10 protein-coding genes are annotated in these 12,917 nt (G+C 63.5%); 5 read left to right on the top strand and 5 right to left on the bottom strand.

Going from position 1 to position 12,917, the window contains the following annotated elements; all coding sequences use genetic code 11:
* Positions 1–213: 213 nt before the first annotated feature.
* Positions 214–2,322 carry a DUF4132 domain-containing protein gene (locus D0T12_RS34455; protein ID WP_158581738.1) on the top strand — a complete coding sequence of 703 codons (2,109 nt, stop codon included), beginning with the start codon at positions 214–216 and terminating at the stop codon, positions 2,320–2,322.
* Positions 2,323–2,548: 226 nt separating this feature from the next.
* Here the strand turns inward: D0T12_RS34455 and D0T12_RS34460 are convergent, their stop codons facing one another.
* From D0T12_RS34460 to D0T12_RS34470, 3 genes are all read right to left on the bottom strand, one after another.
* Complete coding sequence (locus D0T12_RS34460; protein WP_117405272.1) at positions 2,549–3,094, bottom strand: hypothetical protein; 546 nt, start codon at positions 3,092–3,094, stop codon at positions 2,549–2,551.
* 365 nt (positions 3,095–3,459) lie between these two features.
* On the bottom strand, positions 3,460–4,035 hold the full coding sequence (locus tag D0T12_RS34465; protein WP_233526475.1) for a Clp protease N-terminal domain-containing protein: 576 nt from the start codon (positions 4,033–4,035) through the stop codon (positions 3,460–3,462).
* A 2-nt stretch (positions 4,036–4,037) separates the two neighbouring features.
* Positions 4,038–4,277: a helix-turn-helix domain-containing protein gene (locus D0T12_RS34470; RefSeq protein ID WP_117405274.1), complete on the bottom strand. Its 240-nt coding sequence runs from the start codon at positions 4,275–4,277 to the stop codon at positions 4,038–4,040.
* 639 nt (positions 4,278–4,916) lie between these two features.
* On the opposite strand from D0T12_RS34470, the gene D0T12_RS35700 reads away from it, so the two are divergent.
* The 3 genes from D0T12_RS35700 to D0T12_RS34485 all read left to right on the top strand — a co-directional run bounded on the left by D0T12_RS35700 (position 4,917) and on the right by D0T12_RS34485 (position 7,158).
* The gene (locus tag D0T12_RS35700) at positions 4,917–5,093 is read left to right on the top strand and encodes a hypothetical protein (protein WP_158581740.1); all 177 of its coding nucleotides are present in this window, start codon (positions 4,917–4,919) and stop codon (positions 5,091–5,093) included.
* Between the two features lie 5 nt (positions 5,094–5,098).
* Entirely contained in the window at positions 5,099–5,851 is a 753-nt protein-coding gene (locus D0T12_RS34480; RefSeq protein WP_117405276.1) for a Crp/Fnr family transcriptional regulator, read from the top strand.
* A 572-nt stretch (positions 5,852–6,423) separates the two neighbouring features.
* The gene (locus D0T12_RS34485; RefSeq protein WP_117405277.1) at positions 6,424–7,158 is read left to right on the top strand and encodes a class I SAM-dependent methyltransferase; all 735 of its coding nucleotides are present in this window, start codon (positions 6,424–6,426) and stop codon (positions 7,156–7,158) included.
* A 911-nt stretch (positions 7,159–8,069) separates the two neighbouring features.
* Here D0T12_RS34485 and D0T12_RS34490 read toward each other — a convergent pair.
* Positions 8,070–9,254, bottom strand: coding sequence for a pentapeptide repeat-containing protein (locus D0T12_RS34490; RefSeq protein WP_117405278.1), 1,185 nt, complete (start codon positions 9,252–9,254; stop codon positions 8,070–8,072).
* A gap of 593 nt (positions 9,255–9,847) precedes the next feature.
* Positions 9,848–11,740, bottom strand: coding sequence for a hypothetical protein (locus tag D0T12_RS35145; protein ID WP_147339748.1), 1,893 nt, complete (start codon positions 11,738–11,740; stop codon positions 9,848–9,850).
* A 140-nt stretch (positions 11,741–11,880) separates the two neighbouring features.
* On the opposite strand from D0T12_RS35145, the gene D0T12_RS34495 reads away from it, so the two are divergent.
* Positions 11,881–12,540, top strand: coding sequence for an HAD family hydrolase (locus D0T12_RS34495; RefSeq protein WP_117405280.1), 660 nt, complete (start codon positions 11,881–11,883; stop codon positions 12,538–12,540).
* Positions 12,541–12,917 lie beyond the last annotated feature (377 nt).

A 12,917-nucleotide genomic window follows, 5' to 3' on the forward strand; every position in this document is an offset into this window, starting at 1 on the left:
AATGTCGTCCGTCCGTCGTAGATTGCATGATCCAGCGGTCCGCGTCCACGTGCTCACGTTCTCGCCGTCCGCGACCAACCATGAAACGGACAGATGACACACTCCTCCCGCGTACCTGAGGCACCCGCGAGCATGCTTCCGTCCCTATTGGTCCAACCGCCGTGGACACGCGGAAGCACTCCGCGCTCCACGGCACCACCCGTCGTGCAGGGGTTGAAGCGACCGAAGACACCGACCGTCGAGTCCTGGCCGCCTGGGTTGCGGGAGGAGTTCCGGGACGCCTCGGACGGCTGGCGCCGCAGGGAGACCCCCGTCCCCGATGACGTCGACTTCGCGGCGATCGCGGAGTACTTCCGCAGCGGCGACGCCTTGGAGGACGCGCGTGGCGGGCGGCGCTCCCTGCGCTACCGCTGGCTCGTGCTCGACGGTCCGGACGACCTGGCCAATGAACTCCTCGCCGACGAACGCTACTTCGACGACTACTCAGGCTGGGTCTACCGCGTCCCCCTCCAGCGTTTCGCCGCGCGGCGGGGGCTGGCCGCGCACCCGCTGCTCCTGCACGCCGCGAAGGTGCACCTGTCGTGCGCGGTGGCGCTCGTCCCGTTCCTGGACGACGCCACCGCCCAGTTCATGATCAAGGGAATGGGCGTCTGGAACGTCGAGGAGGCGTCGCGGGCCTGGTTCGCCTGGCACGGACCGGCCGCGGTCCCGTTCGTCATCCCGGACGCGCTGCGCAAGCCCGGCCCGAAACGCACCCACGCCGAGAACGGGCTGGCGATCATCGTCCGGGAGCACGGCCGCGAATGCGTGATCGAGGCCGCGGCCAGGTACGGCGAGCACGTTGCCGAGGCGATCGCCGCGTCCGTCAGCGACCCGCTCGACCGCTACCCGGACCCGCTTCCGGAGCCGGACGAAGACTTCGTCCGCGAACGGCTTCCGCAAGTGTTGCTGCGAGGGAAAGAGCACGCGCTGCCGGTCTCCGCCACCCGGCACCTGGTCACGATGCTGCGGATCTCGTCCCCGAAGGAGCCCTACCCCGGTTGCGAGCCCGTCTTCGAGCACCTGGACCCGGACTCGCTCGCCGAACTGGCCTGGGCCCTGTACACCGCGGAGTTCGTCCGGGACCGGTGGGCCTCCGAAGGCGTCGAGTACGCGTTGCGACGACTCGGCAATGCCGGGACCGCCACCAGACTGGCGACCGCGATGGGCCGCTGGAGCAAGTCGTCCGTCTGGTCATGGCGAGGTTGGGAAGCCCTCGACGTGCTGACCGCGCTCGACTCCCCCGACACGCTCCGGCTCCTCGACCGGCTCGCGCGCAAGGCGTCCGACGTCAACCGGATGCGGCCCTATGCGCAGGAACGGCTGAACGCGGTCGCCCGCGAGCGCGGCATCACGCCCGAGCAACTCGCTGACCGGCTCGTCCCCGACTTCGGACTGGACGGCGAGGGCGGCATCACCCTCGACTACGGCCCGCGCCGCTTCCGCGTCGTGTTCGACGAGGAACTCAAGCCGGTCGTCCTCGACGAGAACGGCCGCCGCCGCAAGACGCTGCCGAAGCCGGGCGCGAAGGACGACGCCGCCCTCGCGCCCGCCGCCTACAAGCGGTTCACCGACCTCAAGAAGGAGGTCCGGACCGTCGCCGCCGACCAGATCAAGCGCCTCGAACAGGCGATGATCTCCGGACGTTCATGGACGCCGACCGAGTTCAGCGAGGTGCTCGCCGGACACCCGCTGCTGCGTCACATCGTCCGCCGCCTCCTCTGGTCCGCCGGAACGACACACTTCCGCGTCGCGGAGGACGGCACGTACTCCGACGTCCACGACGACGCGCTCGACCTGCCGGACGTACCCGTGACGCTCGCCCATCCGGCTCTCGTCACCGACCTCGTCGCCTGGTCGGAGGTCTTCGCCGACTACGAACTGCTGCAACCGTTCCCGCAGCTCGGCCGGACGGTGTACAAGCCGACGGACGGCGAGGAGACGGCGTCACGGCTCACCCGCTTCGAGGGCGCGTCGGTGCCGAACGGCCCGATCTTCGGGCTCACCCGCGCAGGCTGGACGCTAGGCCCGAAAGAGACGGGCGGCTACCAGCGTCACATCTCACTGGAACTCGGCGAAAAGCAGTATCTCGTCCTTTACTTGGAACCCGGCATCCGCGTCCTCACCCCCGAGGACGCGCCGGTCCAGGAGATCGAACAGGTGCGGCTCGCCACAACCGGCCACGGCGCCGGCAAACTCACCTTCGAGGAACTCGGCCCCGTCCTGACCTCCGAAATCCTCGCCACCCTGACGAAACTAACTGGCCGGCACAAGGAGGCATAACACCACGTCCCCGAACTGCACGAACGACGTACGTTGCTGGGCGAAACCCATGGGCGGCGGAGGCGACAACGCTGGGCGAGTCCGTAGTCCAAGGCGCAGTCACCGTGTTCCGTTCGATGCGCTTTGCGGTCGCGGCCGTTGAATAAGGTGTCGTCGGCGGGCGGCGTCCTCACGTGATCCGCTCTCACGGATTGGTGGCCGTATCAGGTATCGAGCCTTTGGACGGTCAGCGTCGCCAGACGATCGCATAACCGTCGATGGCATCAACGCCGATTGCGTCCACGCGAAGTGCGGCGACTGCTCCCTTGGCGGACCGGATGCAGTACCACCCTTGAGTGCGCACCTCTTCGGATGCGTCGCCGTTGGCCTGTGCGGCTTGGTCGCACCTGTCAGCGGTGGGAGTACCACTGCCTCGGTATGGGGCGATCTTCACGCCCTCCAGCGTGGCGTAGCCTCGGGCGAATCTGACGTCGCCACCGGGTCCGTGGGCGTCGGTGGGCTGCGGGGTGTCGATGTCTTTGTCAATGGTCTGCTTCAAGGTGAGGCGGCCGGCGAAGGTCTGCCTGTATCCGTCCGAGCCACCAGAATCATCTCCGTCGGCGGAGCCCATCCCGCTGAATACCCCTGCCCCCCACCCGACTACCCCGGTCAACACCCCAGCGACCACGGCGCCGACCACTTGCTGGAAGACGATTTCGAAAAGCTCACGTCGCCGCGAAGGAGGAGCGGACTCCTCAGACTGCGTGGACGACTCCTGGGAAGCTTCGGTCATTCCGTGTGCATATCAGGACGGTCGCTCCTTGATCGATAAAACCCTGCAAGGTGACCCAATTCATGCACACGGACAGCCCGACTGAGAACCAGCCCTGGGTACCAAAGCGACCAATGGCAGCCTTCCCAGTCAGGTACACCTGGCGAACGAGCTGATCAGAACCACCAACGACTAGCCCATCACCCGTTACGGCCGCGACGAACCTCCCCGGCATCGACAAGCTCGGATACACGGATGTCAACCGGCGTGGCGCCAAGCCGCCGCTTCAGGCACCAACCGAACGCGAGGAGAACGAAGCCTTCAGCAAGCCGCACTTGTCCACGCGAACCTGCGTCAAGCAATCCCGAAACCCAGGCGGGCGTCGTTCATGCTGCTTGGTGCCAACGTCTGAGGTTGCCCCAAAGACGGCGAAGATCGACGTTGCTTCGACGCAGGATGACGACCGAATCGTTGGAGGCGTCGGCGAGCAGACCCCAGAGCAGGTCTTCACCGCTGACCTGGGTCCGACGGCCGCGACGGCTGGCCCATTGTGCGACCTCAATGGCCTTCCTGCTGCTCCCGTCCAGCACGATCTCGGTCGCCGGGCCGGTAAGGGTGATGCGCAGCGGACGGGTTCGCGAGCGGTGAAGCCGCCACAGGGCCGGGTCGTCGGGGCGAAGCGATGTGGCCAGCAAGGTGCGTCGATGGATCTCATCGAGATCGATGCCGAGGGAGGCGAGCAGCTCGCGATCCCGGAGGCCGACTTCTCGGCCGCCTTCGACTTGAACGCGGAGAGCGTCGCCGGTGACGCCCAACTCCGCCAGAAGACCGCCAAGAGACGGGCTTTCCGTCAGGGCCATTAGTAGATAGTCGGTCCCCAGCACGTTGCGGCCGGCGTCGGTGGCCAGCATCCCGGCGCGGACGACCGTTCGGCGGGCATCAGGGGTGAACCTGGCGAGCATCGTCACTTCCGCCTCCCCGCCGTGTCGTCGGCGATCCGCCGGGCGTGCTTCTTGTGCACCGACTGGCGTCGAACACCGAGCGAGGTGGCGATCGCCTCCCATGACCAGCCTTGAGCGCGCGCATTGCTCACGTGCAGTGCTTCCAGTTGGTCCACGAGTCTGCGCATGGCGGCCACCGCGGCCAGTCCTGTCGCCGGGTCCCGGCTGTCCACGGCGTCCACGAGTTCCGTCATCGACGTCATGCGTGTCAGCCTAAGCTGACACGCACCGCCTTGTCACCCTAGGCTGACAGAGGTTGTTCGGTTCACCGACCCAACCAGCTAGCGCGACATTTCAGCGACGGGCAGTCAACTGTCGGCGATGAGGCTCAACGATCGAACATATTCGCCAAGCACGCCCCTTCCATCTCCACGCCGGGCGGACACTCGATGACACCACCAACGAACACGCCTCAGCCGGACTGAACGCCGACACGCCTACGCTTCGGACACCCCTCCGAAGGAGTGCGGGCTAAGGGTCTGGGTCGCGCGGTCGGCTGCCAGAACTCAAGAAGGCGCGTGTTCTGGGCCAGATGACCCAGGTATCCGCACCCGCATCCGCGTATCTTGGGCATTGGACAGCTCTACGTTCGTTGGCTTGGATGTGGCGCTGACCAGGCGAGTTGCCCCCGGCGTCTGGAAGCCCGGGGGCTTCTTGCATTTATGGTCCCTCGCGTCCACTCTTCCCGACTAGCGGGGACGCGGCGTAGCGTCCCGAACATCGCCATTGGTGGTCGACTTACAGGGGCTTGGGCTTCCAGAACCCTCGCCGAGTTCCCTGTGCCGGTCGACTGCCACGAACAGGAACGCCACATCCAAGCCACGCCCAAGGGGAGCATTTCGATGCCTGCTCATCCGCTGTCCCTACTCGTCGGCGGTCTGATCACCCTGGCCTTCATCGGCATGGTCGCCTTCATCGTGCGATCCACCCCGGTGAGTAGCCGGGCGCGGGTGCTCACTGCCACGGCCACACTGATGGCCTCGCTGCCGGCCGTGCTGTTCGCGTTGTACGGGCGCTGATCCCGATGGCGACGCCACTACCGATTCAACAAGCCCCGCAGCATGACCAAGACTTCTGGGCCATGCTCACTTCCCAGGAAAAGAGCACTCTGCGGGCACGGACCACGGCGGCCGCCCATCCAGAGGACGCCGTCGTGCTGAGCGAAGGAGCCCCGGTAAGCCAAGTAATGATCATCCGGACCGGTTGGGCCGTCGCCACGGTGGTCAAGGCCGGACGCCCCGTGCCTTTGCGGATGTACCGTCCGGGCGGACTCATCGGCCTCGGCGGAGCGCTCACCAGAGCCGCTTCGAACGAAACCATCACCGCCATCTCCTACGACCTGCACCTGTTATGTCTCCCGGTCGACAGCTTCACCCACTTCCTTCAGTCCGCCCGCAATGCTTCTGGGGCGCTGCTACGCCTACAGCAGGCACGCCTAGAGGAAGCAGATCGACTGCGCACGATCCGCGACTACCCCACGGCCGTCCAGCGTCTGGCCGGACTGCTGGTCGAGCTGTGCCGACCGGAGAACAACCCCATCCGCAGGCACGACGGCTTGCTCATCGCGCACGGTGCAGGTAGCTCGCAAGAGAAGCTCGGCAGCTGGATCGGTGACTCCCGCAGAACCGTGGTCCGGGCGCTCGCCGCCCTACGCAAGGAGGGCCTGATCAGCTCGACGCTGCCTCGATTCATCACCATTCCCGACGTCGACCGTCTTCGGCGGGCCGTCGAGGCCATCGATGCGGGCAGCGTCGACGATCATGCGATGTTGCGGTGACACAACGCATCCAGGAAGGCGTAAGCTGCCCCGCCCTCGCCAGGCTGACGCCACACACGCTCCGCGCCACCCCCGCCACACTGCTGGACGCCGAAGGTCTTGTCGACGTCGTCCAAAAATTGTCCGCGCTCATCTCCCCGTCACCACCCACCACTACAACAGCGCACCCCCGCATGGATACCCCGTCACCTCACCAGCCTCTTGAAGTCCCGGTAGCAACGGAGCGACGGTGGCCACTGGTGTTCTGGGGGGTGATACCGAAATCGGTCGTGAAGACTGGCGAGGTGCGCCGCGACGTGGTGCCGCAGCTCCTCCACCCGGCGGGGTAAGACAGGTCTGAGCGAAGCGCTGAACTGGCTCTGCCTGCCGGACCGTCCCAGGCAAATCACCAACTGCCGCACCACGCGCAGCGCGACGCCCTAGCCCTGGTCGTCAGCGACCAAGTCCAGGCACGCGCTCAGTCCGGCACCCATCCACACATCGCAGTCAGAATGAAGACCGGGTCGGCGTTGGCGGTGACCAGTGCGTGATACCTGACCCCCCGAGCGGCCGGTTCGTGGCAAAGTGGCGGGATGCCTGGCGCGCGGTACGGGATGGATGCGCCCTACGGGTTCAGCTTCGTAGGCCTGGTCGTGTTGGGGTTCTGGGTGACCGGGCTGGTGATGGCGGTCACCGCCGATCTGGCCGCCGCGCTACCCGCGCTGATCTCTGGCACCCTGCTGGCGGGATGTCTGGCCCTGAGCCTGCACACCACCCTCCGCGGCAAGTTCCTGGTCTGGCGGGACGTGCTGGACGAACTGGACCTGCGTGGCGACGAACGGCTACTCGACCTCGGCTGCGGACGCGGCGCCGTCCTGTTAGCCGCAGCCCGGCACCTCCCGCAGGGCCGTGCCGTCGGCGTGGACCTATGGCGCGGACGGGACCAGTCCGGCAACACCCCAGCGGCGACCCTGCGCAACGCCCGCGCCGAAGGCGTCGCCGACCGCGTCCACGTGCAAGCGGGTGACCTGCGCAGACTCCCGTACGCGGAGGCAAGCTTCGACCTGGTCGTGTCCAGCCTGACGGTGCACACCATCTTCAGCGCGGACGCCCGCGCCCAAGCGATCACCGAGGCGTACCGGGTACTGCGACCAGGCGGCCGCCTACTGATCGCCGACCTGGCGAGGACTCCCCGCGAGTACGCCGCAGTGCTGGCCCGGCTGAACGCCCAGGACATCCACGTACGCGGCCTCGGCTGGCGCGCGTGGTGGGGCAGTCCATGGGTCCCGACCCGCCTACTCACCGCCCGCAAACCAGCCACCCCCTAACCACACCATCGACACGACCCAGTCCCCATGGTCACCCGGCATCCACCCAGCACCCTCGAAGACCGCAGCAAACGTGTATTTGATAACTGCGCGCGGCGAGCACTCCGAGACGCCATTCGAGTCCCGCCACCGGAACCATCCCCGCATGCGCGGGGAGCACATGGGCTGCGCGCACGCTGCCGGTCCAGGCCGTGGACCATCTCCGCGTGCGCGGGGAGCACCTGGAGTGGTCCGACCTTGCCGAGGGGTTCCCGGGACCATTCCCGCGCGGGGATAGTTCCCGGGGATGGGTGAACTTGACCATGCGGCGGCACGGTTCTACCTGCACGCTCGCCGTAAGCGTGACCGGGCGATCGCTAATGGCCTGGCCGCCCTCGTTCGGGTCAGGGTGACGGCGCGAAAGGAGGGCGGGCGCCCGGGGTCCAAGGGCAGGTTAATGGCACGGCGGTCCGTGGTGGTCGGTGAGAAGATCGAGGCCCGGGTCGGGATCAATGTCCTGGCCTGGGCCTTTGGTGTGGGAGCGGGTGACGGGAATCGAACCTGCGCTGTCAGCTTAGGAAGTCACTTCCCTAGATCAACGATCACCAGCCAAGCCGCTGACCTGCCCTTGCACGCCCACAACCCCGCTGCCGACCGTTCCCGCCCGCGACCGTCCGCTCTAACGGGCACGCAACGGGCACGCCGTCCGCCACCGGCTCAGACCCGTAATCTTCTGATCCGTAGATTTCCAAATTATCAACGAATCCGTTCGAATCAGTCCGCACGCTGGATCGTCGCTTGCCGCTTGTCCAGAGTCGTTCGCCACGATCCGAGCTCATCCATCCGCGTGGCTCCCAGTGTGGCTCCTGGGAGCCAGGGGGACATGGCTCCGGAGGCCGACGAAGTACAAGGGTGTCTGCTGGTCTTAGCCGTCAGTTCTCGCGAGTGAGTTGAGCCGTGCCATCTTTGACTTCCTCCGCACGCCATGGACTTGGCCATACGTGGGTATCGTTTGGATGGCTCGCTGTGGCTCCGGCGAATTTGGGTATAATCGTAAAATTCGCGTCGCCGAACTCGGCCGTCCCAATAAACCGAGCCTCCTCAAAGGTGGCTTCCGAGCCGAACCGCACCTCGGTGAACATAGCTTCCATGCCGAACCGCGCCTTATCGAACATAGCCAGGGACCTGAACCACGTCGTCCCGAAAATGGCGCTTGCCAAGCCGAACTCGGCGACTTTTTGGAACTGCACTCCAGAGAATATGGCAGGACCAATGAACTGCGCGCCATCAAACCGTGCGGGTCCGCTGAACTGAGCTTCGCCGAATATGGCGACCTTCTCAAACTGCGCTTGGTGGAAAAAGGTATCCCCACTGAAACATGTCTCGTTGAAGATGGCTTCTACTGCTCGGCATCCTTGGAAGTCGAAGTCGACTAGATGTGCGCCGCTGAGGTCGATATTAATACCGTCCCAATAGGTAGAAGGGAGGCGATTGTCGCGAAGGGGTATGCTTAGGTGGCGTTTCAGTAGCCGTTGTGCGGTGAGACGGACCTGAAGTTCTTGTTGAGATTCATTAATGGTTTCAGGATCATTTGTAGTGTGGTCGCCTGGCTGACCGTCCATCTCGGGGGCTTGGAAGGGCATGCGCAGATAGGAGCACACGACGTCGGTGACTGTCTGCCGATAGAAGGGGTGATCTTGCGCAAGACGTTCTAGGGAGTACAGGCCACCTAGTCGGACGGCGGCCTTGTCGTGACCGAGTAGCTCGACAGCTTGGCCGTACTCAGCGTGGGCTTGGACGCGTTCGGCGCGTTCGCCAGCGGCTTCGTCAACGCGTTGGCGACGGTAGGTGGTGACCAGGGCTACCAGGGCACCGACGCCGGCGACCAGAGCGAAAACGAGTTTGAGCAACTCTAGGAGGTCCTTAGTCTCCAGCGGCTTGGGCTTGGCATGCGGCGGCGATCCGAGGAGCCAAGACAGGAGGAACCAGGCAGTTACCAGCAACACCAAGGCGGCGGTGACGGCGAAGGTCAGCGCCCGGCGAATCGACCAGAGCCCTAGTGTCTTGTGCGCATCCTTGACCGGCCGATACTGGGGCGTTACCTCATCTTGGGCCACAAACCCGATGCTATGAGCATCGCAACAGGTCCGACCGCCGTTCGGAGGAACCGGTTCGCCCGCTCCTGGCCACCTGTACCCGCGCGGGGTGCGCTCCTTGTGGTGCCCTGGGGCGTGCGGCGTAGCCGCTGTTGTTCCCCCCACCTCCCTCCCTCCCTCCCTCCGGCCCCGACGACACCTGCACTTAGCGACGGACAGGTTCCGTCAAGGGGGGCCGTAGGCCATCACGAAGTGACGCGAAGCGCCCTTGACGGGTTCTGGCCGCCGCCATCCTCGACAGTTCGGGGTCGGGGGGAGCCACGCGCATTCCAGTCCAGCTTGCAACGTCCCTGCGCCGGCGGAGTCCGGTGCAGCTCGAACAGTAGACATCTGGGCGGCGGTGCGACCCCGTGACAGCCGGTCGAGGCGGGGCCGGCGGAGGTGGCACGATGCGCGGCCCGGCGCGGCCGTCCGGTGACCGGCGCCCACGCCGCATGCTCCGGGCGGCCTGGCGCTGGGCCGCGCAGCGGCCTAAGCGCCGCCGCCCCTTGATCTAAACAGCCCAATTCGGCAGCATTGGGACACGACACCCTGAGGCTCCTTATCATCGACCATTATCCTGAAGGATGTTCATGCCTCCCGAGGGCTTCGATTGTCGAATCGAAAGACTTACTCCAAAGCCTTTCCACGCGTTCAGAGCGGCGTGGATTTACGCCTAGCTCAACCAGAATGTACTCACGTATAGCCGCACGGCGAAGTCCAGCCTTTGCCTTGCTTTCCAAAATACCCTGCAGAGTGTATCCATGCTGTTGAGTGAGCCCTTCAATCATTTCCAGCTCTTCCGTCGTCGCCAACTCCACAGGATAGACGTTAGGGCCTTCGAGGATTCCTCTTTCTTTGAGCTTGCTTCGCAGAAGCGTAAGAGTGATAGGGTTAGCAGGGAATCCCGCAGCCGTCACTAGAATCGGGAAGAATTTTTTGCCCGGCAGAGAATGATGTCCTGTCAAACGCGACTCATCGACCTGGATCGCCTTTATAGTGGCATCAATCTGTTTAGCTTTGGCTATGAGATGATCGATGTCGCCATTTATGGCCTCATCAGAAAGGCCAGCAACAGACTCGCGCCGCATCTTGATGGTGGTAACTTCCACCATCACCCAGGAACTGCCATAATCGATTGCGGCGTCACACGTTTTCCTCTTCTCACCTCCGTAAGCACGCATGATGGCCTCTTCAAAAAAGGCACGCTTTCCGTCGCCAAGTTCCGCTACGATGCTGCGCAATATTTCAAGCACGTAGACTTCTGCGAGATGACTAACGCATTGCTGAATCTTTCCCGTCAGTCTTTTTCCTTGACTGCCCGACAATCCGGAGAGCCCGTCCAAGATGTCGTACATCGGCAGCCACCCAAAGCAGCGCTGAAGAAGCAGTTCGCCATCAATGACAATAAAATTTTGATCATCGAAGCTTACAACTGGCCACCGCTCGAAGGTTGAGATTGCCCATGTCAACCCATAGCGTTCAATCTCTTTTGTGACTTCATCCCGCAGTGTCGACACTGGCCTACTTATCAGCTCAAGTACACCATTAACATCAATCTGGCCATCCAAGCTGCTGAAGTAGCTTCGCGGAACAACTGGCTCGCCTTTCAACGCAGAAGCAAAGAAGCCGGCCGCTACAGCACTGAAATCCTCTAGGCTTACTCCGGCGAATTCTTCAAAAGTGGCAGCAAGATCAATTACGCGAGGATCTGACATCAACTCCTGGGGAAGTTGGTTCCACCGACGGTGGAAGCTGGCCAGAACGTTCGCTTCCGTGCTCTTTTGGTTAAGAATCTGATTGGCAATAACTTCTCGGCCGAGCGGCCCAGCTATATTGTCTATGATCGTGCTTCCCGGCAACTCACTCTCGTCGCTCATATGGCTAGTGACCGCTATTAGGGCAGCAACCAGGTTCCCGGGCTCTACTTCAGCAGGAGGTTCGTCATGGCTGTATATTAGCGAGATCTTATTAAGCCAAAATAGCGCTTGAGGCACAATCAAGGCGCGGTCTCCCTGACGGAGGAGGTTTAGTATTTTTTCCCTCAATGGCTCCCGAAAGCCTGTAATTGCAAAGCGCTTGTCCAACTCCCTACGAGAGATGCCCGGTGCGTGATAACTAGCCATCAACCTCGACGTAAATGCAATCACCTGACGTACTGTGCAACGAGACAATTGGTCGAGCACATACTCGAATTCTGGTTTTACTCCTAGCACCTCTTCTGCCGTGAGATACGTTATAACCAAATCTATGGGCGCGATGCTTCTGGCCGAACCCTGCGGTATCAATAGGCCGCTTGGATGTACTTCCCACCGCCTCCCGAGCGCAGGAACAACGGTTCCTCTCACGTATGGAGTGTTCATTGATATTTGTGCTACATAGTCTTGCGGAATGTTGAGATTTTCATTTTCGACAAGTGCAGCTTTGATGTGTTCAAGTTTCTCTTGCAAATTATCTTCAGGTTTCACTGTCTATCCTTGTTTGAGACTCTTTTAGAGTGAAAGAGCCGCGACTCTTGCATATTTTAGCCACTGCCCTCGCCGCACCGCACCCCCATTTTCCTCTACTGCTTGGTTGGTTGCGCCACGCGAACGGCTAACCTAGCGTCATGATTCAGGCTGTGGTGTTCGATGTGGGCGAGTGTCTGGTTGATGAGTCTCGGGAGTATGGGACGTGGGCTGACTGGTTGGGGGTGCCTCGGCATACGTTCTCGGCGATGTTCGGGGCGGTGATCGCTCGGGGGTTGGACTACCGGGAGACGTTCCAGGTGTTCGCGCCGGGGTTTGATCTGACGCAGCAGCGTGAGGAGCGGGCTGCGGTGGGGCGGCCTGAGACGTTCGGAGAGGAAGAGTTGTACCCGGACGCGCGGCCGACGTTGGCCAAGCTGGGGGGTGATGGGCTGTGGGTGGGGATCGCGGGGAATCAGACGGTGCGGGCCGGTGGCATCCTGCGGTCGTTGGGGCTGCCTTGTGACATGGTTGCGACGTCGGATGACTGGGGGGTGGCCAAGCCTGATCCGGGGTTCTTCCGGTGTGTGGTGGAGGCGGCGCCGTGTGAGGCCGGGGAGGTGCTGTATGTGGGTGACCGGTTGGACAACGACATCATGCCCGCGGCTGCGGCGGGGTTGCGGACGGCGCTGATCCGGCGGGGGCCGTGGGGGATCATTCAGCAGGACGACCCGGATGCCGACCGCGTTCCGACGATGCGGATTGATTCGCTGGCCGAGCTTCCGGGCCGTATTGCTGCGTTTAACGCTGAAGCGCGCTGAGGGTCGTCTGCCATCCGTAGAGGCGGTCGTCCAGGCGGCGGACGCATTCGGTGTCGGCCCAGGGCTGGAGGGCGCGGCGGACGTCGTGCACGCGGTCCATGCCGGTGGCGTACCAAGTGACGGCGAGTTGGTCTAGGGCCTGTTCGGCGTAGGAGCATGCGGACTCGGGGTCGCTTTGGGCGATCTCGACGGCGGCCAGGTCGCCGAGGATGACCGATCGTTGTTTGGCGTTGGTGTCGCCGATTGCCTCTAGGGCCTGTTTAGTAAGTGATCTTGGTGATGGCTCGGAGCCAGATGTCGATCACGGCGATCTCGATGGTGGCCTGGTAGCGGACGGCGAGCTTGTCATACCGGGTCGCGACCGCACGGTGCTGCTT

This window comes from Actinomadura spongiicola, assembly GCF_003432485.1.
In the GTDB taxonomy this organism is placed as follows: Bacteria; Actinomycetota; Actinomycetes; order Streptosporangiales; family Streptosporangiaceae; genus Spirillospora; species Spirillospora spongiicola.

What these genes read in the sequence shown, in the direction of transcription:
- D0T12_RS34485 (WP_117405277.1), top strand. Translation starts at nt 6,424, where the DNA reads ATGCCTGGCGCGCGGTACGGGATGGATGCGCCCTACGGGTTCAGCTTC.
- D0T12_RS34470 (WP_117405274.1), bottom strand. Translation starts at nt 4,277, where the DNA reads ATGACGTCGATGACGGAACTCGTGGACGCCGTGGACAGCCGGGACCCG.
- D0T12_RS34465 (WP_233526475.1), bottom strand. Translation starts at nt 4,035, where the DNA reads ATGCTCGCCAGGTTCACCCCTGATGCCCGCCGAACGGTCGTCCGCGCC.
- D0T12_RS34495 (WP_117405280.1), top strand. Translation starts at nt 11,881, where the DNA reads ATGATTCAGGCTGTGGTGTTCGATGTGGGCGAGTGTCTGGTTGATGAG.
- D0T12_RS35700 (WP_158581740.1), top strand. Translation starts at nt 4,917, where the DNA reads ATGCCTGCTCATCCGCTGTCCCTACTCGTCGGCGGTCTGATCACCCTG.
- D0T12_RS34480 (WP_117405276.1), top strand. Translation starts at nt 5,099, where the DNA reads ATGGCGACGCCACTACCGATTCAACAAGCCCCGCAGCATGACCAAGAC.
- D0T12_RS34460 (WP_117405272.1), bottom strand. Translation starts at nt 3,094, where the DNA reads ATGACCGAAGCTTCCCAGGAGTCGTCCACGCAGTCTGAGGAGTCCGCT.